The organism is Marinobacter sp. MA (assembly GCF_048298425.1).
GTDB classification, from domain to species: Bacteria; Pseudomonadota; Gammaproteobacteria; order Pseudomonadales; family Oleiphilaceae; genus Marinobacter; species Marinobacter salsuginis.
In genome coordinates this window covers 3,268,052-3,287,652 of the sequence record NZ_CP103058.1, presented here as the reverse complement: position 1 = coordinate 3,287,652, position 19,601 = coordinate 3,268,052, and the positions used below count along the sequence as shown (strand labels likewise).

The 19,601-nt window shown below is 57.8% G+C and carries 19 protein-coding genes; 8 read left to right on the top strand and 11 right to left on the bottom strand.

Translation table 11 applies throughout. The features are described from left to right. Positions 1-23: 23 nt before the first annotated feature. Together NUW46_RS15205 and codB are read right to left on the bottom strand one after the other, a co-directional pair. Positions 24-647 carry a PucR family transcriptional regulator gene (locus NUW46_RS15205; protein WP_418140546.1) on the bottom strand — a complete coding sequence of 208 codons (624 nt, stop codon included), beginning with the start codon at positions 645-647 and terminating at the stop codon, positions 24-26. Then, positions 648-1,931, bottom strand: a complete 1,284-nt coding sequence (gene codB, locus NUW46_RS15200) for a cytosine permease (protein ID WP_418140545.1) — start codon at positions 1,929-1,931, stop codon at positions 648-650. It lies immediately after the preceding gene. A gap of 351 nt (positions 1,932-2,282) precedes the next feature. Between codB and NUW46_RS15195 the strand changes: the two genes are divergently transcribed. The 3 genes from NUW46_RS15195 (at position 2,283) to NUW46_RS15185 (ending at position 6,358) form a co-directional block, all read left to right on the top strand. After that, a complete protein-coding gene (locus NUW46_RS15195) occupies positions 2,283-3,644 on the top strand; it encodes a glycine cleavage T C-terminal barrel domain-containing protein (RefSeq protein ID WP_222465161.1) in 1,362 nt (453 codons plus the stop codon). A 66-nt stretch (positions 3,645-3,710) separates the two neighbouring features. After that, positions 3,711-4,625, top strand: a complete 915-nt coding sequence (locus NUW46_RS15190; protein ID WP_418140544.1) for a methylenetetrahydrofolate reductase — start codon at positions 3,711-3,713, stop codon at positions 4,623-4,625. Then, entirely contained in the window at positions 4,622-6,358 is a 1,737-nt protein-coding gene (locus NUW46_RS15185; protein ID WP_418140543.1) for a formate--tetrahydrofolate ligase, read from the top strand. The genes NUW46_RS15190 and NUW46_RS15185 overlap by 4 nt, the downstream gene beginning before the upstream one ends. Here the strand turns inward: NUW46_RS15185 and NUW46_RS15180 are convergent. The 3 genes from NUW46_RS15180 to NUW46_RS15170 all read right to left on the bottom strand — a co-directional run bounded on the left by NUW46_RS15180 (position 6,350) and on the right by NUW46_RS15170 (position 11,071). Beyond that, on the bottom strand, positions 6,350-7,474 hold the full coding sequence (locus NUW46_RS15180; protein ID WP_418140542.1) for a GlxA family transcriptional regulator: 1,125 nt from the start codon (positions 7,472-7,474) through the stop codon (positions 6,350-6,352). The two genes, NUW46_RS15185 and NUW46_RS15180, sit on opposite strands and share 9 nt — an antisense overlap. A 113-nt stretch (positions 7,475-7,587) precedes the next feature. Then, entirely contained in the window at positions 7,588-10,158 is a 2,571-nt protein-coding gene (locus NUW46_RS15175; protein WP_418140541.1) for a GcvT family protein, read from the bottom strand. Between the two features lie 169 nt (positions 10,159-10,327). Then, positions 10,328-11,071, bottom strand: a complete 744-nt coding sequence (locus NUW46_RS15170) for a maleate cis-trans isomerase (protein WP_418140540.1) — start codon at positions 11,069-11,071, stop codon at positions 10,328-10,330. An 82-nt stretch (positions 11,072-11,153) separates the two neighbouring features. Between NUW46_RS15170 and NUW46_RS15165 the strand changes: the two genes are divergently transcribed. Beyond that, entirely contained in the window at positions 11,154-11,546 is a 393-nt protein-coding gene (locus NUW46_RS15165; protein WP_418140539.1) for a DUF2784 domain-containing protein, read from the top strand. A gap of 13 nt (positions 11,547-11,559) precedes the next feature. Here the strand turns inward: NUW46_RS15165 and NUW46_RS15160 are convergent, their stop codons facing one another. From NUW46_RS15160 to NUW46_RS15150, 3 genes are read right to left on the bottom strand one after another with little or no spacing between them, the layout of a single operon-like run. Further along, complete coding sequence (locus tag NUW46_RS15160) at positions 11,560-11,763, bottom strand: DUF3185 family protein (protein WP_418140538.1); 204 nt, start codon at positions 11,761-11,763, stop codon at positions 11,560-11,562. A gap of 45 nt (positions 11,764-11,808) precedes the next feature. Then, the gene (locus NUW46_RS15155) at positions 11,809-12,033 is read right to left on the bottom strand and encodes a hypothetical protein (RefSeq protein WP_418140537.1); all 225 of its coding nucleotides are present in this window, start codon (positions 12,031-12,033) and stop codon (positions 11,809-11,811) included. A gap of 35 nt (positions 12,034-12,068) precedes the next feature. Next, positions 12,069-12,695 carry a class I SAM-dependent methyltransferase gene (locus NUW46_RS15150; RefSeq protein ID WP_418140536.1) on the bottom strand — a complete coding sequence of 209 codons (627 nt, stop codon included), beginning with the start codon at positions 12,693-12,695 and terminating at the stop codon, positions 12,069-12,071. 105 nt (positions 12,696-12,800) lie between these two features. Between NUW46_RS15150 and NUW46_RS15145 the strand changes: the two genes are divergently transcribed. Then, complete coding sequence (locus tag NUW46_RS15145; protein WP_418140535.1) at positions 12,801-13,703, top strand: LysR family transcriptional regulator; 903 nt, start codon at positions 12,801-12,803, stop codon at positions 13,701-13,703. Here NUW46_RS15145 and NUW46_RS15140 read toward each other — a convergent pair. Both NUW46_RS15140 and NUW46_RS15135 read right to left on the bottom strand, forming a co-directional pair. Beyond that, positions 13,624-14,352, bottom strand: coding sequence for a class I SAM-dependent methyltransferase (locus NUW46_RS15140; protein WP_418140534.1), 729 nt, complete (start codon positions 14,350-14,352; stop codon positions 13,624-13,626). The two genes, NUW46_RS15145 and NUW46_RS15140, sit on opposite strands and share 80 nt — an antisense overlap. Continuing rightward, positions 14,349-15,797: a PLP-dependent aminotransferase family protein gene (locus tag NUW46_RS15135; RefSeq protein ID WP_418140533.1), complete on the bottom strand. Its 1,449-nt coding sequence runs from the start codon at positions 15,795-15,797 to the stop codon at positions 14,349-14,351. The genes NUW46_RS15140 and NUW46_RS15135 overlap by 4 nt, the downstream gene beginning before the upstream one ends. Before the next feature lie 92 nt (positions 15,798-15,889). Between NUW46_RS15135 and NUW46_RS15130 the strand changes: the two genes are divergently transcribed. Then, a complete protein-coding gene (locus NUW46_RS15130; RefSeq protein WP_418140532.1) occupies positions 15,890-16,492 on the top strand; it encodes a pyridoxamine 5'-phosphate oxidase family protein in 603 nt (200 codons plus the stop codon). Here NUW46_RS15130 and NUW46_RS15125 read toward each other — a convergent pair. After that, entirely contained in the window at positions 16,487-16,963 is a 477-nt protein-coding gene (locus tag NUW46_RS15125) for a hypothetical protein (protein ID WP_418140531.1), read from the bottom strand. The genes NUW46_RS15130 and NUW46_RS15125 overlap by 6 nt on opposite strands. Positions 16,964-17,174: 211 nt before the next feature. On the opposite strand from NUW46_RS15125, the gene NUW46_RS15120 reads away from it, so the two are divergent. Further along, positions 17,175-17,498: a hypothetical protein gene (locus NUW46_RS15120; RefSeq protein ID WP_418140530.1), complete on the top strand. Its 324-nt coding sequence runs from the start codon at positions 17,175-17,177 to the stop codon at positions 17,496-17,498. 71 nt (positions 17,499-17,569) lie between these two features. Then, complete coding sequence (locus NUW46_RS15115) at positions 17,570-19,600, top strand: alkyl/aryl-sulfatase (RefSeq protein WP_418140529.1); 2,031 nt, start codon at positions 17,570-17,572, stop codon at positions 19,598-19,600. Position 19,601: the final 1 nt, after the last annotated feature.

Here is a 19,601-nt window from a genome sequence, read left to right as displayed (position 1 = left end):
TCCGGTAAGTCGCTCACCAACCTTTATGGTTTCAATAGCAGGTGAGCCTTTAAGAGTATTCTGAATTTTTCAGTGGTGTTGCCCGGGCCTGGTAACGATTCACTGAGTTGGTTTATTCGGTTGCGTATCGTGTTTCTGTGGCAGCGTAATGCCTCTGCCATGGCACTCTGGTTGCCCCGGCAGGCGATCCAGGCGTCGAGCAATTCGGTAGAATCGGCCAGAATGGACGGATCCACCTGCTCAATCGATGTGTGTTCGGACCAGACGATGGCCCTGCCGATGGCCTCCGTGACTTCCACCATGGGCAGCGAATAGGGCTGTTCGAACAGAGGTATCGCAAGTTCGTCGGCCAGCCGGCAGAGCGTGTTGGGCAGTTGGCCAATATAGGCGTCTCCGGTCAGGACGACGAGACCGGAGGCATTGCATTCCTTACCCTCATAGAGGCATTCCGCCAGATTCTGGGGGCTGCGATGCCGGCTGATGCCGGTAACAAATACCAGCTCGCCGCCTTTGACCCAGCTCTTGAACGAGCGGTTTTCTGCCACATAGGGCCAACGTACCGGGTTATCTCCGGCGGACTCCCCGCCCCGGAGCCGAATGGCGTCCAGGCCGGGGAGAAGTGGCACGTCCCGGCATCGCAGTGTCACTTAGATCGCTCCCATCACCTGTGCTTTGCGCTCACGGACTGCTTCGCTGACGACCAGAATGAGGCTGTAGCTCAGGGCCGCGACGAGGACACCCACAATGGGCGCAATCCAGGGAGAAGTATAGGCGGCTGCGGAGCCGATGGCGTAGGCCGCGAGCCCCGGGACATTGAAGGCTGGCAGTGTAACCGTGGTCAGGTCCGGATACTGGCGTTTATAGCCGACAAAGTAGCTGGCCATGATGACGCCACCGATCGGCGGGATAAAGGTGCCAAGCAGAACAAGGAACGGTATCAGCCACTCGTACATGCCCAGTACAGCCAGTACTGTTCCGATCGCGGCACCAGCAATGGTCACCGACTTGCGGCGGCGGGTACGGATCAGGTTACAGCCTGCGACCGCAAAGTTGTAAACCGTGTTGTCCTGAGTGGTCCAGAGATTCAGGAATAGCATCAGGATACCGAGTGTGGCCAGACCCTGGGCGACCATGATGTCGACGATGTCGGCCTGCTGATAGACGAGGGCACCAAAGGCGCCGATCAGGGTCATCAGGCCGTTACCGAGGAAGAAAGCAAGCAATGTGGCGATCACCGCCGTTTTGCCGGATTTCGCGAAGCGGGTCCAGTTGGTGGCCTGGGTTCCGCCACTGACAAAGGTGCCAAACACCAGCGTGATTGCCGCTGCAACGGTCATTTCATCCGTCGGGGTAATCGCCAGAAGCCCGGACAGGCCGCCGGCATCGGACGTGGCGATAGACATGCTGACGGCCACCAGGATGATCATGGCGGGCACGGCAACCCGGGATAGCCACTCGAGGCCTTGATAACCGATAAATGCGGTAACACAGAAGGCGAAACCGAACAGCACCATCAGCGGTGTTGTCATCCCCTCCGGCATCCCCGTGAGTTTAACCAGCAGAATGGCCATGGTGGCGGTGCCCCAGGCGTACCAGCCAATCTGGGTGAAGCCCAGAATAAAGTCGGAAAGTTTGCTGCCCAGCTCGCCGAAGGTGAACCGGCTCATCAATGCAGTGTTCAGGCCTGTTTTCGCGGCGATATAGCCGAGCCCTGCTGCGTAGAGGCCAAGCAGCAGATTGCCGACCGCCAGCACCATGAGCATGGTGGAAAAGTCGAAGGCAACACCAACGCTGCCACCGGCCCACATGGTGGCGGTAAAGAAGGTAAAGCCAAGGAGGACCAGCCCCATGGACCAGACGCTTTTACGCTGATCCATGGGGACAGGGCTTAAGGGATAATCCTGTTCTTTGGGTGTTGGTTCAGTGGTCATGACGTTCTCTCCGTGTCGTAGGTAACACGGGGAGAGTTGGCAACGTTTGTGCCATGGCCGCTTTTCAGGCTGATTTGTGCCAGGTTGCCGGTTCTTTATTGTGCAATATGCACAGTCGGGTAGCCGCAGTCGATTGGGTAGGGGGCTGGTTGCATTGTCATGGTGCGAAATATGGGCTTGTTTGCACATTTGGTGCGTGCTTCCCCGTTTTTACTTTTTGGAGAAGCTGCGCCAACACACTTGAGATCGGTCTGACGCTTTTAGTCGACTGGGTGTCGTATTGGTTCCTCCCGGAAACCTCAAAGACGGCCACATTAGGGCTATCGACAACCCGGCAAGGGGGAAAAAGCCATGGCCGTTAAATTCGAGCAAGCACTTCTGGATTACCCACAACAACGGGCGGGAGCGGCGCGCCAGCCCGACAGCGTCGACCAGTCTGATCGGCGCGTTCCCATCAATCTGCGCCAATCCGGGCCTACGCCGGTGGAAATGCTGATCTCCACCCGGGTTCGCAAGTCACCCTATTGGCATCTGGCCTATGAGGCTGGCTGCTGGCGGGCGACCGTCTACAACCGGATGTATCACCCCCGGGGTTATGTCCGCCCTGAGGACGGCGGTGCCATGCTGGAGTACGAGTCGCTGATCCACGACGTCACCATGTGGAACGTGGCGGTCGAGCGCCAGATCCAGGTTAAAGGCCCGGATGCCGAGCGATTCGTGAATTACGTGATCACCCGGGATGCGACCAAGATAAAGCCCATGCGTGGCAAGTACGTCATTCTCTGCAATGAAGAAGGTGGCATCATCAATGACCCTGTTCTGCTGCGGGTTGCCGAGGACGAGTTCTGGTTCTCGCTCTCCGACAGTGATCTGGAACTCTGGATGCGGGGCGTGAACATTGGCATGGGCTTCAACGTCACCATTGCGGAAATTGATGTCGCGCCCGTGCAGATCCAGGGTCCCAAATCCGAAGCGCTTATGGCGGATCTGTTTGGCGACGCCGTTCGGGATATTCCCTATTACGGTCTTATGGAAGGCCAGGTGGCCGGCCACGACGTGATCGTTTCCCAGACCGGCTTCACCGGTGAGAAGGGGTACGAAATTTATCTCAAGGAAGCGACCAAATACGCCGAGGACCTCTGGTACACCGTGCTTGCCGCAGGCGAGCCTCACAATCTTCGGGTCATAGCACCCGCCCACCATCGCCGGATTGCTGCGGGCATTCTGTCCTGGGGTCAGGATGTGGATCAGGAAACCCTGCCGTTCCAGTGCAACCTGGCGTACCAGGTTCCGCGCAACAAGGAGGCCGATTATATCGGCAAGCAAAAGCTTGAGCAGATCCGTGAACAGGTGGAAGCGGGGCGTCCTCCTTTCAGCCACATCATGGTGGGCATCCGTTTTGGTGGTGGCAAGGTGACTGACTACTCCAATGATTTCTGGCTGATCAGCGGCCCTGATGGCGGCGAACCGGAGGGCTATGTGACCTCCCCCTGGTACTCGCCGGAGCTTGAGACCAACATCGCACTGGCTTACGTGCCCTTTGATCTTCGAACTGTCGGCACGAGGCTGACTGTGCATCTTCCTGTGGAATACGCTGCCGCGGATGGTTCAACCGCTGTGGAGGCGGAAGTGGTGGAAGTGCCCTTCCGGCCCTCGGTGAACCCGAACGCCCGCGAGAGGGCGCGGGCCAAGGGGATCGACTTCGCCGATTAACAGGGCGGGAGAAACCGGCAGTAACGGCTGCCGGGTAAACACCTTGAGCGATGGGGTGCGCGGTTTATGACACTGATGAGCGAAAGGCAGGCGTTCATTCGGCCCGAGGAGAAAGCAGCAGCGCGGTTCCGTGAGCTGGTGCGCTCGGCTTCCATTGAGGCCACGCCCCGTCAGATCCTGACGACAGAGCATCTACCCGATCTCCTGCCCTTCGGGACCTCTGTTTACGTTCCTTTCCTGCCCAAGGGGCAATTCAGCGATACGCTGGCAGCCTCCCGCCGTTTGCTGGAGCTGGGTATGCAGCCGGTGCCACATGTGCCGGCCCGAATGGCTCAGAGCCGGGGGCAGATGGAGGACTGGTTGGCCCAGTTGCAGGAAAGCGGCGTGGACCGTTTGCTGCTGATCGCGGGCGACAGCGATGCGGTGGCCGGTCCGTTCCCCGATACCCTGGCCGTGCTTGAATCGGGATTGCTGGCCCAGTTCCGGTTCCATGGTATCGGTGTTGCGGCGCATCCGGATGGCCATCCGATGGCGGATAGGGCAACCCTGGCACAGGCGTTGAGCGTCAAGCGTGAGTACGCCCGTACGATCGCGACCAGGCTCTGGGTGGTCACCCAGTTCACCTTCGACGCTGAAGTGGTGATCGACTGGCTGCAGGGGCTGGGCAACATTCTGGAGGAGGTGCCTGTCTATATCGGCATGGCGGGCCCGACGCGGGTTAAAACGCTTATCGCTTACGCAGCTATGTGCGGGGTGGGCGCATCCGCCCGTATGCTGCTCCGTCGGCCTGGCAGCGCCCGGATGCTGGGTGCCTGGAAACCCGACGACATGGTCCGGGCCCTGGTGCAGTACTGCCTGGAAAATCCGGAGACCCTGCTCCGGGGCATCCATCTGTTTCCGTTCGGAGGGCTGCGCCAGTCAGCGCAATGGATTCGGGAACACAGCGGGTCCGTCGACGACAAAAGGGAGGCGGTGTCATGAGTCTTCAGTACAATCAATTCACACCCGAGACGCCGGCGTCTTCGGCTTTCCCGCCGCCGGGCACGCCGGACATCGAGATTGCCCGTTCGGTCCAGCCCCAGTCCATTCTTCTGCTGGCGCAGCAGCGTTTCGGTTTGCCGGCGGAGAGCCTGGTGCCCTGTGGCCATTACAAGGCAAAGCTGGACATGGCCTATGTCGATACGTCTGAATCGGCCCCCCGTGGAAAACTGGTACTGGTGACGGCCATTACGCCAACCCCGGCAGGAGAGGGCAAGACCACAACCAGCGTGGGGCTGAACGACGGCTTCAACCGCCTGGGAGTGCGTTCCTCCGTGTGTCTGCGGGAGCCGTCCCTGGGGCCCTGCTTTGGCATGAAAGGCGGGGCTGCGGGCGGAGGCCGGGCCCAGGTGATTCCGATGGAGGACATCAACCTGCATTTCAATGGTGACTTCCACGCCATCACCAGCGCTCATAACCTGCTGGCGTCACTGATTGATAACCACATTCACTGGGGCAATGAGGCCGGGCTGGATCCGCGTTACATAAGCTGGCGCAGAGTCATGGATATAACCGATCGGTCTCTGCGAAACATGGTCTGTGGCTTGGGCGGGACGGCACATGGCGTGCCTCGTGAGACCGGTTTCGATATCACGGTGTCATCGGAAATCATGGCCATCCTTTGCCTGGCGGATGGCCGCGCGGACCTGAAGCAGCGCCTGGGAAATATCATCGTTGGACGGCGTTCGGACATGTCGCCGGTGACCGTTCGTGATCTGGGGGTCGAGGGTTCACTCACCGTACTGCTGAAAGAAGCCCTGCAGCCAAACCTGGTGCAGAGCCTGGAGCACAATCCAGTGTTTATTCATGGTGGGCCCTTTGCCAATATCGCCCACGGGTGCAATTCGGTCACGGCCACCCGGGCTGCGCTGGCGCTGAATGACGTGGTGATTACCGAGGCCGGCTTCGGCGCCGATCTGGGTGCGGAGAAGTTCATTGATATCAAGTGCCGCCACACCGGGCTGCGGCCGGATGCCGCCGTGGTGGTGTGCACCATCCGGGCCCTCAAAATGCAGGGCGGTATTCCCCGCAGCCAACTGGGGATTCCCGACCTGGCAGCGCTGCGCAAGGGGGCCGCGAATCTTGAGCGGCATATCCGCAATCTGCAGCAATTTGGTCTGAACCCGGTGGTGTGCATCAACCGTTTCCCGGATGACACCGAGGAGGAAATGGCGCTGGTCCAGTCCATTAGCGAGGATTTGGGCGTGCGGGCAGTGCCCGCCGATCACTGGGCAACTGGCGGCGAAGGTGCCATGGAACTCGCCCAGGCTGTGCTCGACCAGATGGACCAGGGGAAACCCGAGGTGAAGTTTCTCTACGAAGACAACCTGCCCCTGGCGGACAAGATTCGCACCATTGCGACCCGTATCTACCATGCCGGCAGCGTGGAGTTTACAACGGTCGCCAAACGACAGCTGGAGGAATACGAAAGCCTGGGCTTTGGACACCTGCCGGTGTGCATCGCCAAGACCCAGTACAGCTTTTCGGTGGATTCGTCGGTGAAGGGCGCGCCGTCCGGGCATATGTTACCGGTGAGGGAAGTGCGCCTTGCCGCCGGAGCCGGCTTCGTGGTGGCGGTCTGTGGCGACATCATGACCATGCCAGGGCTGCCGAGACGCCCGGCGGCCCTGGACATTGCCCTGGACGAAAATGGTCTTGTGGTGGGGTTAACCTGAAGCCGTCTGTTTAGCGGAATTCTCAAAGGTGCCGTAGGTGGGCTCAGTCCGGGCCCGCTTCAGGGCTTGCAGGGATGAAGACGACAAACTGCCCATGGTCTCGTTCAGCAGACCTTCGGCCCTGGCTGGAGTGAAGACTGCCATCCTTTCGTATTTGGGCGCCCGCCCCATGATTTTACGATAGCAACGGCTGAAATGGGTGGCAGAAACGAAGCCGCACATAGAGGCAATCTCCACGATGGAGCAGGAGGTCTGCTTCAGCAGCCGGCGGGCCCGGTTCAGTCGCACCCTGAGGTAATAGCGAGACGGTGTGCATCCCATATGTTTCAGGAACAGGCGTTCCAGTTGCCGGCGGGATATACCTGCCAGGGTTGCCAGTTCCTGCAGCTCGATCGGTTCCTCGATGTTGGACTCCATCAGTTGAGCCGCCTCCGCCAGCTTCGGTTGCGCGCGGGCCAGGCCCGGATGCATGGGCATGGGCTGCTGTTCGGTCTCCTCCCGGACCCGGTCGCAGACAAACATGTGGGAGATGGCATTGCTGAGTTCCTGGCCGTGCCGTCGCGCCAGGAAACTGAGCATCATGTGCATGGGCACGGTGCCACCGGTGCAGGTCATGCGCTCACGCTCCACCGTAAACAGATGGTTGTTGGTTTGTACTCGCGGAAAGTGTTCCTGCATGGCTTCCAGACATTCCCAGTGCGCACTGCAGGCGTAGCCGTCGAGCAGCCCGGCGCTGGCCAGCACATAGGGTCCGGTGCAGACAGCCCCCAGCAGCACATGCTGCCGCGCCATCTGTCTCAGCCACTGAACCTCAGGGCGTGAAAAACTGCGGGTGACGTCAATCCCGGCAACAACGATGACCAGATCAAAGTTGTGCTCTTCCTGAATGGAGGCATCCGGCACCATGGTGATGCCGTCACTGGCACGGGCGTAATCGCCGTTGGCTGTCAGCAGCTTCCAGGAGTAGAGTTCGGTACCGGCCATCTGGTTGGCCACTCGCAGGGGTTCAACCGCGGTGGCAAGGGCAATCAGGGTGAAATTGTCGATCAGCAGGAAGCCGACCCGATAGGGCGGCTGAACGGGCCTGTCTGTCTGCGAGCCGGTATCAGTGGTCATAATCAACCCCCTTGCCCCGCCTGGGCCGGTTGCGCTGGCCAGTACGCGAAAATTTCATACTGCCCACCACTACCTGAACAGTAGCTGTTGCACCTAAATCGTGCAATAAGTGATCAGTATTTGACCCGCTCATTATCCGGATCAAACAGTGCCCGGTAACCCACCGCTTCGATCCGGACAGGGTAGTGCTCCTGAAAGTATTCCAGGGTCAGTTCTCGGCCTTCCTGGGCGTACTCGGCGGGGATGTAACCGAGCAGGATGATTTTCCCCACCGAAGGCCCCCAGGCCACGCTGGTGTTGTAAGAGCGGCGGCCGTGACTATCCACCAGTACTTCACCGGTTTGTGGATCCAGAATCGGCCATTGGCCGACCGGGTAGCGCAGAATGCCGTTGGCATCCCGATGCTCGGTCATGGTCATGGTGCACAGGTAAGCGGCCTGACTGGGCCACTCCCGCTGTTCCAGATACGCGGCCTTGCCGTGAAAATCGGCTTCCTTGACCTTGGGCCGGTGCAGGCCGGCTTCGTAAAGGTTGTATTCCGTTTCCAGATCCACGTTTTGCAGTCGCAGGCTTTTCTCCAGGCGACGGGTGTTGGCGTAGGTTTCGATGCCCACCGGCGTAACGCCCGCATCGTAGAGCAGGTCCCAGATTCTCAAACCATAACTGAAGGGGAAGTAGAGCTCCCAGCCCTGCTCGCCAACGTAGGAAATCCGGAAGGCCCAGACCGGGACCCCTTGAATGTTCAGTTCCCGGGCGGTGGCAAACGGGAAATTGTCCGCGGACAACTGGTCCGGGTCTGTAACGAACTGGGCCAGTGTCTCCCGGGCCTTGGGACCCCAGAGGCCGAGGGTCGCCAGTTCGTCTGTGCGGTCATGCACCTGGATGTTGTCCAGGCCCTTTTCCCGGGCCATACGGGTGATCCAGCAATAGTCCCGGTGGCCGGTGTCACCGCCGCAGACGACCCGATAGTCCTGCTCACCCCGCAGGATGATGGTGAGGTCGGAACGTACGCCCCCGCGCTCGTCGAGGAAATGGGTGTAGACACCCTTGCCGTGGGGCGTGGTACCGCCGACTTTGGCAACGGACAGGTATTCCAGCAGTGCTTCTGCGTCGGCGCCGGAGATGTCGAAGATGGCGAAATGTGAGAGGTTGATCATACCCACGGATTCGCTCATCTCAAGCTGTTCTGCGTTGGAGACCTCCCAGAAGTGCCGGGCATCCCATTCGTGTTCCCGCACCGGGATCCGGTCGCGATATTTCGCCAGCAGGGTGGACTCGTTGACCGCATAACCGTGAGCACGCTCCCAGCCGGCGGCTTCCATGAAGTAAGCACCCAGACCGACTTCCCGCAGATAGAAAGGGCTGGTTCTCATCTTGCGACCGGTAAGGTATGGCTCTCGGGGGTGAACCGCCGGGGTATAGATTTTTTTGGCCGTTTCGTAGCAGCGGTTATACACGTAGTCCGGTGTTTTCTGCAGCGGATAGTGTCGGGCAATATCAATACTGTGGGGGTCCATTGCAGGGGAGCCGTGGGTCATCCAGTCGGCCAGGACCTTGCCCGCCCCCGGGCCGTCCTTCACCCAGACCGCCTCGCAGAACCACAGGTTACGGACTTCCGGGGATTCGCCCATAAGTGAACCCCCATCCGGCGTTACTGACAGCAGGCCATTGAACGAGTGCTTCTCTTCCCACCCCAGTTCGCCGAGGATCGGCGTCATCTCAATGGCTTTTTCGTACGCGTCCATCACCTGCTCCAGGGAAAGATCCCGCATCGAGGGGGACATCCGGGCATCACCGGGCTCGGCAATGGCGCCGGGGTAGACCAGCCGTGGGTTCTCCGCTTCGTAGTAGCCCCACTCGATACGGCCGCCTTCGGTGGTGGTTGGGTCGCCGGTGTCCCGCACATAAGCGGAGTTCCCCTGATCGCGAAACAGTGGATAGACGATCTGCTTGCCGGTGCCATTGAGCTCTTCATAGGGACCGAAAAACAGCAGCGGATGCTCCAGTGGCATCAATGGCAAGGGCGCATTCGCGGTGTTGGCCATCAGGGGTCCCCAGATACCCATGGAGAGAACGACGTATTCGGTCTCGATGTAGCCCTTGTGGGTCTCAACGCCACGCACCTGGCCGTCCTGGACATCAATGCGGATGGCCGGCGTGTAGGCAAAGGCCTGCAGTTTGCCGGTGGCCACGGCTTCTTCCACCAGGTCGCCGGCAACACTCTGAGAGCGCGGCACCACCAGCCCGGCATCCGGGTCCCACATGGCCCCCTGGATCTGGCTTTCGTCCAGTAAAGGAAACAACTCCTTGGCCTGTTTGGGCGAGATCATGCTGACATTTGTGCCGAAGGCTTTTCCGGAACCCACCTTGCGTCGAAGCTCGTCCATTCGCTCGTCGTCATCAACACGGGCCACTTCCATGCCCCCGCATTTCACGTAGTTGCCACGCTTCTCATAAAACGCCTGGCTGTATTTGGTGGTATATATGTTCAGCTTGTCGTGGGAGGTGGTGAAGCAGAAATCCGATGCGTGGGAGGTTGAACCGATATCCGAGGGAATCGCGGATTTCTCCAGACCCACGATGTCATCCCAGCCTTGCTCGATCAGGTGGTGCGCTACCGACGAGCCAACGATACCGCCCTGGCCAATGATCACGACTTTTGCCCGTTTCGGTAGTTGTGCCATTTTGATTCCCCCGTACCTGCATTGAACGCGACCGTGCTGCCCGATTCTCGGCTAAGCCTTCAGTCAATGTGGCTCTAATTGCTCTGGGCGGGTAAATCCAATACGACACCGAGCCGTCTAAAAGCGGCAGGCTCGGGGGGTAACAGTGTAGGTCCGCCTGCGTTGTGGGCTAGCCCATAGGCATTTGCTTGAACAGGTGCCCTAGTTCCTTCTGGGGCGTCAGCTTCCCGCATAACCTCAAAGCCTCCCAGAAACTGACCTGATTGGCAGTCAGCACCGGTTGACTGATCGACCGTTCCAGATCAGTCAGCCAGGCTGCAGAGTGGAGGGCCGTGTCGGGAATGAGCAGCGCATCGGCGTCTTGCCGTGCATTTGCCAGTGCAAAATCAATAACCTCGTCCCGCTCCAGAGTACCTACCTCAGCCGCTGTAACGATGCCTCGGCTGGACAGGTGCACCACGTCAATTTCGAAGTGATCGAGGAATTCCCGAAATCGCTGCGCGACCTTTTCGGGGTAGGTTGCAGCGATGGCCACCCGCTTTGCTCCGATGGCTTTGACCGCTCTGGCAAATGCCATTGCAGTGGTGGAGGCGGGTACACCAAGGACCTTCTCGAGCGTGTCGATCTGCTGACGAATACCGTCGAGGCCGAGTACAAAGCTGGCGCTGGTGGAGGTCCACATCACCGATTCAATCCCCGAGTCAGCCAGCTTTTCTGCTCCTTCCGTAAGACGGTGGATACTCCCCATTTCACTGAGGGCTTCAACGGTGTGAGCGTCCTCCAGGAATTCGGTGTGAATAAGGGTTACCTGAGCCGGGGGCTCTATCATGGAGCCCATAAGGGGATAATCGTCTTCGGCCGCATGGCCCGGGTAGAGGAATCCGAGCCTGGCTGGAGGTGGTGCGTGGTTCATTGATCGCTCCCGCGCTCGCAGTGATTGACGTGTCTCCACAATAGACGAAAACTGGGGCTACCGCAGTCTTTGGAGGTTAGTGATGGATTCCCGTTGGTTCCTGATCTTTGCTGATGCGCTCCTGATCCTGCACACGATGCTGGTGGCCTTCGTGATCCTCGGGCTGGTGGCAACCTTCGCTGGTCATTTCCTTCAGTGGCGATGGGTTCGAAATTTCTGGTTCCGCCTCAGCCACCTGATCGTGATTGCGATTGTGGTTCTGCAATCCTGGCTGGGCGTGTTATGCCCGCTTACGAGCTGGGAAATGGCGCTTCGGACAAAGGCCGGGGAGGCGGGCTATGAAGGCTCATTTATCCAGCACTGGCTGCAGTCAATCCTCTACTACAGCGCTCCGGATTGGGTGTTTATCGTGGCTTACACGGTGTTCGGAGCGCTCGTCCTGGCCAGCTGGTTTGTGGTCAGGCCCGAGCGGTGAAAAACAGGCTGGGTTATTTCTTGAAAAATGCCAGGAAAGCGCCGGCTGCAGCCGCGGCCGCACCGCCAATCAGATACCACATGGTGTCGTCGGTAAATCGGCCTGTGACCGTCTCGGTAAGCTGGTTTCCCAGAGACTGTGTTGATTGATAGCCGAAATAGAGCAATCCTATGCCAACAACCAGTAAAACGATACCGACCAGCTTTGAACTTCCCATTATGTGCTCCTTTTTGATTGGCGCTGAAATGCAGCGTGCCGTGGGTCAGGGAAGCTTGCCATCCGATTCTGGTTTTTCCAACAGTTCTTTCCTTTCACGCTGATATTCATCAAAGGGTTTGTTAGCACGATCGAGACACTCGAAGTAGGTCGACGGCGGCTCGTTGGCGCACTCGGTTCGTTGATTTATCTGAACGTTCTCATAGACGGCTCTGTGGCTGCAGCCGGCGGTCAATACCAAAAGGGCGGTTAGAGAAAGTGATGTCTTCATTGGTCGAGATTGCTCTTCTGAGTATGGGCACAGTCCTATTCTGGTTTTCTGGCAATCAGGAAGTAAACGTCTTTCGAGGTTTCAGGCACCCAGCGGTAATCAATCTGGAATCCGGCATGCTCCAGATGCCTCTCCAGCTGAGCTCGGGACAAGAAATTAACATAGGGCGCGAGTCGCAGCACTCGAGCCAGGGCAGCGACTGGTTTCAAATAGGGGCAGGTATCCTGTAGGCAGGCGGTATTGCTGATGAACACTCCGCCGGGTTTCAGCATGCTTGAAACTTGTTGTATTGCACGTTCGGGGTCCCGGAGCAGGTGCAGAATGTTCAACCCCAGAATTGCGTCGAACGCTTGCTGCCGATGTTGCATGTCGTCAAGTGTGGCAACCACAAAGCGGAGGTTGTCAGCGGATTTTTCTGTCTTCCGCTTTCGGGCAATATCTATCATCCGGGGAGAGGCATCGGTTGCCAGGTAGCTGCGTACCCTGGGAGCATGAATAAGTGCCGTCGATCCGGTGCCGCAGCCGAACTCCAGAGCATCCATTTGCGGGTGAAGGTACTTCTGGGTAACAGCGATTTTTCGCAAATAGGCGTTCTGGTCTGTGATCGGGCGCTGGGCGTAGCGTGCGGCGCTGCGGTTCCAGAAACTGATGGAGGAGTTCATGGTTTCGGCTCTCAGGAGTAGTTGATTCAATACCTGGAACGGATTTTATATCTTCACTTTTGTTGGTAATATCGACAAAAAATTATTTCAGGTATGCATTTCTGAATGGATTGGCGAGCTGTAAAATTCGACTGGAACCGAGCGCGCGCATTCCTGGTGACTGCGGAGGAGGGATCTCTCTCTGCTGCCGCAAAGGCGTTGGGCGTTTCGCAACCAACCCTGGGAAGACAGGTTGCGGCACTGGAAGAAGAGCTTTCTACAGCGCTTTTCGAGCGGGGTGGTCGAGGGCTGGAACTGACGCGGAATGGCCTGGATCTGCTTGCCTACGTTCGAGCGATGGGAGAGGCCGCCAGCAGCCTATCACTTGCCGCAACCGGTCAGGCAAGGTCTATTGAGGGCGAGATCGCCATCTCGGCGTCAGAAATCACGGCCGCTTACGTTCTGCCCTCTATTTTTCACAAGCTCCGGGACCAGTATCCTGGAATTCGCGTTAACCTTGTTGCTTCCAACGAAGCCAGCGATCTTCGCCGCCGAGCAGCAGACATTGCCATACGCAATTTTCGGCCTACCGAACCTGATCTTATCGCCCGAAAGGTGGGTGAATTCTCTGCGACTCTTTTCGCCACACCGGACATCCTGGCTGATCTGCCATCGCCGTTGACCGACGATCTTTGTGAGGCCCCATTCATCGGCTTTCTCTCGAACAATGAGAGATACATGGAAGCCTTGGCGCAACGTGGCCTCAAGCTGCAGGAGGAACAATTTGTTGCCAGGACAGACAGCCATCTGGTTCATTGGCAATTGACTCGCGCGGGTATCGGTATTGGTATAATGCCCGTTGAGTTGGGTGATGCAGAGCCTGACGTTGAGAGAGTCTTCAAGGATAAGGTTTTCGGCGGCGATGTCTGGCTTGTCTCCCATCGGGAACTCAGGATGAACCTGCGGGTTCGGACGGTCTTTGATTTTCTCGCGGCTGAACTTTCCGAGTATTTTGAACCACAAAAATAATCGACTGCGGCGCTTGGCCCTCCGTTGAGGGTTCCCTAGTCTCTCGCACCGTCAATCCGGTTTTCGTGAACAGGTTTAGCCAATCAGAGAGTGTTCGGAAATACCAGGGAGCCGGATCGCCGAAATCGCCGGGTAGGCCAGCCCAGGTGCCGGGCTTCCAGCCAGTGATGTATTCGCCTTCCCGGAAAAAAGCGACCGGATGGAGCGTCTGGATAACACACACGCCGTTTGGATTGAGGAGGTCAGGCAAAGCCTTGAGGAACGCGCTGGTTGAGGAATCTCCCAGCAAGGCAAAGTTACTCACGACAAGATCGAACCTGCCTAAACCCGCTGTTTCAAGTTGTTCGTAGGCGAGTAACCTGAACGTTTCACTTCCCTGTTGCCGGGCGTATTCGATCAATTCTGGTACTGCATCTGTTCCGGTGCCACGATAACCGAGGCGGGTCAGCTCTCTGATCAGCCAGCCCTCGCCACATCCTGCGTCGAGAATTGAACCACCCGCAGGACAGTAATCTTCGATGACACATAGAACAGCGCTGCTCGAGAGCGTGCCGGGTGCACGTATGCCTGCCTCTTCCACTGCCTTGATCCAGGGTCGGGCATTTGAGTGCCAGGCGGCAAGAATCTGTTTTTCGTACTTCGATGTCATGGCTTGGCGAGCCCCGATCGTAGGGTTTCGACGCACTCTGTGATTTCACGCTCGTTGGCACTGGCAAAGCCCATTACCAGGCCTGTTTTCGCGTTTTTCCCCAGGAAGTGTGCGCTGAGCGGCGTGCTGCCAAAGCCTCTGGTTTTCAACCATTGACTGAGAGCCACATCATCAAAAGCCCCTTCCAGCACCAGATGCATTCCTGCGCTTTCCGCCACTGGTTGGGCAAGTCCACCGAGCTTTTCGATTACCTCATGCTGGAAGCGTTGCCATTTGTCCCGGTAGAGCTGGCGCATTCGCCTGAGATGGCGGGTGAACTGACCGCTCTCGATGAATTCGGCGATGGTCGCCTGGGTAAGGAGCGGCGTCTCGCCACCGCTGATCTGCTTTGCCCAGAGTAGGGGTTCTACAACCGCTTCCGGAACCACCAGGTACCCGACGCGCAATGCGGGGAGCAGAGTCTTGCTGAAACTGCCCATGTACAACACGGGCGCATTCTCGAACAGGCCTTGAATGGCGGCGAAGGGCTTGTTATAGAAGTGGAACTCGCTGTCGTAGTCGTCCTCGATGATCCAGCATCCGTTTTGCCGGGCCCAATGCACCAGTGCCATTCGCTGGGAAAGGTCGAGGATGCCGCCCATGGGGTATTGGTGCGTGGGCGTACAGAACAGGAGCCTGGCCCTGGCGGACTCAAGGCCGGGCAACGCCTCCACATCCAGTACCTGATTCTTCAGGGGTATTGGAATCAGTGGATTGCCCAAGCGACCCAGCGCGTTCCGTGCACCACGGTAACCGGGGTTTTCACACAGGATGCTGTCGGCCGGTTGCAGAAACACTTCCGCTAGCAGTGAAAGCGCCTGCTGGGCGCCGTTGGTTATGATCACCTGATGCTCTTGGCAACGAACACCGCGGGAGGTTCGCAGGTAATTGGCGATGGCGCGTCTCAGGGGCTGATACCCCTGGATGCTGTCATATCCCCTGAGTGACCGGCGACTTTCCTGGTGGTGCATGATGCGATTCCAGGCACGGATTGGAAACGCGTCCAGGTCCGGCAGGCCCGGCTGGAACGGCAGGCTGGCGTCTTCCACCGGTTTCGATTTAACCGGGGGTCGTTCAGGCAGCGGGGGCAGCTCAACCCCAAACTGGGCAGCTTTATTCAGGCCTGGTCCGGATGGCCTGACGACGGATTTGATGTCTTCGTGGACAAAGATTCCCTTGCCGGCTCGGCTTTGAAGAAAGCCCTCCGCCTTGAGCTGCTCATAAACCGCGTTCACCGTATTACGACTGATGCCTAGATCTTTAGCCATCTGGCGGCTGGGGGGCATTTGGCGCCCGGCCGGGTATCGCTGGTCGAGTATCCGTTCGGCCAGTTGCTGATACAGCTGGTGTTGTAGTGGATGCTCACCATCCAGCCGGATATCGTCAATCACATCAACTGGTCTCATTAAAATTCATAATCTGGATCTTTCGATGGTATCAGAAGTGCCTTTCAATAGAAGTACATTTTCTGAAGTGCAAGACCGTAAAGGAGCTTCTGATGACAACCACTGATTTGGCCGTGACCAAGGCGTCCCCACTGACTTCCTGCCCACGCAGCAGGGTACAGAGGGCAGTAAAGCGGGCAAGCTATGACAGGCAAACAGCTTACAGGCTGATCGATCGGCTCAAAACGGCTCACCTGGGATTTGTGGAAGAGGGCGAGCCTCGCATCATCCCGATCACGGCCTGGCGACTGGATGACGACCTCTACGTGCACACGCTCAATGGTGGACGATTGTCACGGCGTCTGGAATCGGGCGCATTGCTCTGCATCTCCTTCGCCGTGACAAACGAATGGGTGATGACCAAATCGGCGTTCAATCACAGTGCCAACTATGAATCACTGGTGTTGTATGGCCATGCGGTTCCGGTAACTGATGATGCCGACTTTGATGCCGCGTTCCGCGCGATTATCAACCAGATTGAGCCAGGACGGTGGGAACAGGTCAGGTCGCCAAATGACAAGGAGAGAAAAGCAACGGCTTTATTCCGCATACCGATTGAAGAGGGGGCGTTCAAAAGCCGCACCGGCGGACCGAATGACGATCCGGAAGATCTGGGGTTGCCGGTGTGGCATGGGACTCTGCCAGCGAGCTTATGACGGCTCTCCGGGGGAGTTCTGATCTTTGGGAGCCATTCGTAGGAATACACCCAGCGACGCCAGCAGCAAAGCGGTGCTCGCGATAATAGCGACCGGATAGTAGAGATTTCCAGCCAGCTCCAATTGGCTGTACTTGATGATCATGATCAGGCCTTCCAAAGACATCGCAACGCAAACCGTGCCGATAAAACGCGGCAGTGTTCGCCGCATCATAGTTATGACATCGTGCGATTCTGAGCGTCCGCTGTATTCGGAACGGATAACCATTGCCAGCTCGTATACGGCAAGAGCAATTATGCTCCCGTTGACGCCTTTGATCAGGGCCTGCATGAGTTGCTGGCCAGATTGAAGGTCACTGATCACATCCATGACTGTTGCGCTGACAAGAGTAAAAGCCAACACAAAGAAAACCAGCGAAAACAGCCGGGCGAAAAGGGCGCGCACTGGAATCGCGGCCAGCATGTTGATCATAGTGTTTAATCCCCGCGTTGATCGATTCAGGCGCAGGCTACTCCCGGTAGAGCCTGATTTCACTTAAGGTTTGCTCATTCTCTGTTAATGAGTTTCTTACGCTGTCTGGCCTGGCGCCTGTTTTGAGGCGTGAGGTTCCGCCGTCGTCGAGTATTGGGCTACCATGGTTGTTGCTGAGCGAATACGTAAAAATTGGAGTCCACCGCAGCCAATGTCTGAAGATCCCCTCAAAACCCTTTCCGACCTTGCCAGCGATGCCCATGCCCGCATCCAGGCAGCCCATCAGCACATCAATCCGGTGGTGGAAGTTCGCCGTGGTATGCGCGACGCCGGTATACCCGCGGATGTGATGACCATTGACTGTTTGCGCACCCGGCGAAGAATTACGCTGATTCTTCACGATGAAAAGCCTGGCGTTCTGCTATATCAGTTTGTGACCATCGAGGATGAGGTGGGCAATGACTTTCAACAGATGGCACTTGGCGACATGACAACCACCAAACTGTTCGAGTGGATTCAGGACTATTTTGGCTGACTTGCGCAGATTTACGCACACTCTGGAGTAAACTCACGGGAACCAATAACAACAGCTCGATAGGTTCCCGAATGTTCCTGCCCCTGAAGACCCTGTTTCTCACTCTGTTTTCGGTAGCACTGGCCTTGACCGGCTGTGATTCCGGATCGAATTCATCGGCAGCCAACAGTGCCGGACACACTGCGCCGACCTCGACGACCGAACAGACTAATCGGGATGTGTTGGACCAGCGGCCCTTTGATAACCATGACGATTTCGAAAATGCCCGGCGGGGTCTGATTGCACAGGATCCGGATCTTGTCATTGATCATTTCGAAGGCGGTGGGGTCTGGAACATGCCAGCCTACGACTTTATCGATGAGGATGGAGAGGATGCTCCGGCCTCGGTCAATCCAAGCCTGTGGCGCCAGGCAGCCCTCAACAACATTCACGGTTTGTTCAAGGTCACCGACGGGCTCTACCAGATCCGGGGTTACGATCTGGCGAACATGTCCATTATCGAGGGCGATACCGGGTGGATACTGGTGGACCCGCTGACAGCCAGCGAGACGGCCAGCAAAGCCTTTCTGTTTGCTCGGGAACACCTCGGCGAAAAACCGGTTCGGGCCATTCTCTTTACCCACAGCCACATTGACCACTTCGGTGGCGTGCAGGGCATTCTCAAGCACCTGTCGGACGACGAAAAAGCCAACTTGCGTATTATCGCGCCAGCCGGTTTTGAGGAAGAGGCAACCAGCGAGAACATCATCGCCGGACCCGCCATGACTCGCCGCGCCATGTTCATGTACGGCAAGCGCCTGGAGCGGGACGAACGCGGCCATGTCGGCACTGGGCTGGGAAAAGGGCCGGCGTTCGGCACCTTTGGCTTTGCGCCCGCCACGGATCTGATCAGCGAAACCGGCACAGAGCTGGAAGTTGACGGCGTGCCCATGGTGTTCCAGATTGTTTCCGGCTCCGAAGCGCCTGCCGAGTTCACCTTCTATCTCCCCGAGCAGAAGGCCTTTTGCGGTGCTGAGCTGGTCAGCCGCAATATGCACAACATATATACCTTGCGGGGTGCCAAAGTTCGAGATGCCCGGCTATGGAGCAGCTTTATCGATGAGGCAAAGACCCTGTTTGCCGATGCCGATATCTATTTCGGGAGCCACCACTGGCCGCTGTGGGGGCAGGAGAACATCCAGGACTTCCTGGCGGTTCAGCGGGATACCTACAAGTTCATTCACGATCAGACAGTGCGTTTGATGAACCAGGGCGCCACGCCTCGAGAAATTGCCGACCAGCTCACGCTGCCGCCGGAGCTGAATCAGGCTTTCCACAACCAGGGCTATTACGGCACCGTGTCTCATAATGCCAAAGCGGTGTATCAGCACTACCTGGGCTGGTTTACCGCCAATCCGGCTCAGCTCAATCCGTTGCCGGAAAGCGAATCCGCCAGACGTTATGTGGCGATGATGGGAGGTGCGGACAACGTGCTGGAAAAAGCCCACGAGGAATTCGAAGCGGCATCAGATATGAGCACGACCGATGGGCGCGACACCTACCGCTGGCTGGCGGAGTTACTCAACCATGTTGTTTTTGCCGAGCCCGACAACGATGACGCAAAGCAACTGCTGGCCCGCGTCTATGACCAGCTCGGCTATCAGGCAGAATCTGCCCCCTGGCGGGACTTCTACCTGACCGGCGCCTATGAATTACGTCATGGCTCTCCGGAAGAAGGCATCAAACCAGCGATGATGAGAGAGGTGCTGCTGAACACGCCGGTGTCGCTCTTTTTTGACAGCATGGCGGTTCGGCTGAACGCCGAGGACGCAGAAGGCGAGAGCACCACTATCAAGATTTCGTTTACGGATCTTCAGGAAAGTTATTTGTTGTCGCTGAAACATTCGGTACTGCATAACCGTCTGGTGAGTGAGGACACGCCGGCTGACGCTACCCTTAGATTGACCCGGCCGCTGTTTGTCGATCTCTTGATCGGCCGGGCTGGCCTGAAGGAACTTCTGTTCAGCGACGAGATCAGCTTTGAGGGAAGCCGGCTCGACCTGATAGGCTTTTTCAGCATGCTGGACAAGCCCGAGGGCCGGTTCAATATCGTTACACCTTGAT

Excerpts from the sequence above, each read along its gene's own strand:
- NUW46_RS15190 (WP_418140544.1), top strand. The coding sequence starts at position 3,711 with ATGACACTGATGAGCGAAAGGCAGGCGTTCATTCGGCCCGAGGAGAAA.
- NUW46_RS15175 (WP_418140541.1), bottom strand. The coding sequence starts at position 10,158 with ATGGCACAACTACCGAAACGGGCAAAAGTCGTGATCATTGGCCAGGGC.
- NUW46_RS15185 (WP_418140543.1), top strand. The coding sequence starts at position 4,622 with ATGAGTCTTCAGTACAATCAATTCACACCCGAGACGCCGGCGTCTTCG.
- NUW46_RS15120 (WP_418140530.1), top strand. The coding sequence starts at position 17,175 with ATGTCTGAAGATCCCCTCAAAACCCTTTCCGACCTTGCCAGCGATGCC.
- codB (WP_418140545.1), bottom strand. The coding sequence starts at position 1,931 with ATGACCACTGAACCAACACCCAAAGAACAGGATTATCCCTTAAGCCCT.
- NUW46_RS15145 (WP_418140535.1), top strand. The coding sequence starts at position 12,801 with ATGGATTGGCGAGCTGTAAAATTCGACTGGAACCGAGCGCGCGCATTC.
- NUW46_RS15195 (WP_222465161.1), top strand. The coding sequence starts at position 2,283 with ATGGCCGTTAAATTCGAGCAAGCACTTCTGGATTACCCACAACAACGG.
- NUW46_RS15150 (WP_418140536.1), bottom strand. The coding sequence starts at position 12,695 with ATGAACTCCTCCATCAGTTTCTGGAACCGCAGCGCCGCACGCTACGCC.
- NUW46_RS15180 (WP_418140542.1), bottom strand. The coding sequence starts at position 7,474 with ATGACCACTGATACCGGCTCGCAGACAGACAGGCCCGTTCAGCCGCCC.
- NUW46_RS15125 (WP_418140531.1), bottom strand. The coding sequence starts at position 16,963 with ATGATCAACATGCTGGCCGCGATTCCAGTGCGCGCCCTTTTCGCCCGG.
- NUW46_RS15155 (WP_418140537.1), bottom strand. The coding sequence starts at position 12,033 with ATGAAGACATCACTTTCTCTAACCGCCCTTTTGGTATTGACCGCCGGC.
- NUW46_RS15115 (WP_418140529.1), top strand. The coding sequence starts at position 17,570 with ATGTTCCTGCCCCTGAAGACCCTGTTTCTCACTCTGTTTTCGGTAGCA.
- NUW46_RS15130 (WP_418140532.1), top strand. The coding sequence starts at position 15,890 with ATGACAACCACTGATTTGGCCGTGACCAAGGCGTCCCCACTGACTTCC.
- NUW46_RS15140 (WP_418140534.1), bottom strand. The coding sequence starts at position 14,352 with ATGACATCGAAGTACGAAAAACAGATTCTTGCCGCCTGGCACTCAAAT.
- NUW46_RS15135 (WP_418140533.1), bottom strand. The coding sequence starts at position 15,797 with ATGAGACCAGTTGATGTGATTGACGATATCCGGCTGGATGGTGAGCAT.
- NUW46_RS15160 (WP_418140538.1), bottom strand. The coding sequence starts at position 11,763 with ATGGGAAGTTCAAAGCTGGTCGGTATCGTTTTACTGGTTGTTGGCATA.
- NUW46_RS15165 (WP_418140539.1), top strand. The coding sequence starts at position 11,154 with ATGGATTCCCGTTGGTTCCTGATCTTTGCTGATGCGCTCCTGATCCTG.
- NUW46_RS15170 (WP_418140540.1), bottom strand. The coding sequence starts at position 11,071 with ATGAACCACGCACCACCTCCAGCCAGGCTCGGATTCCTCTACCCGGGC.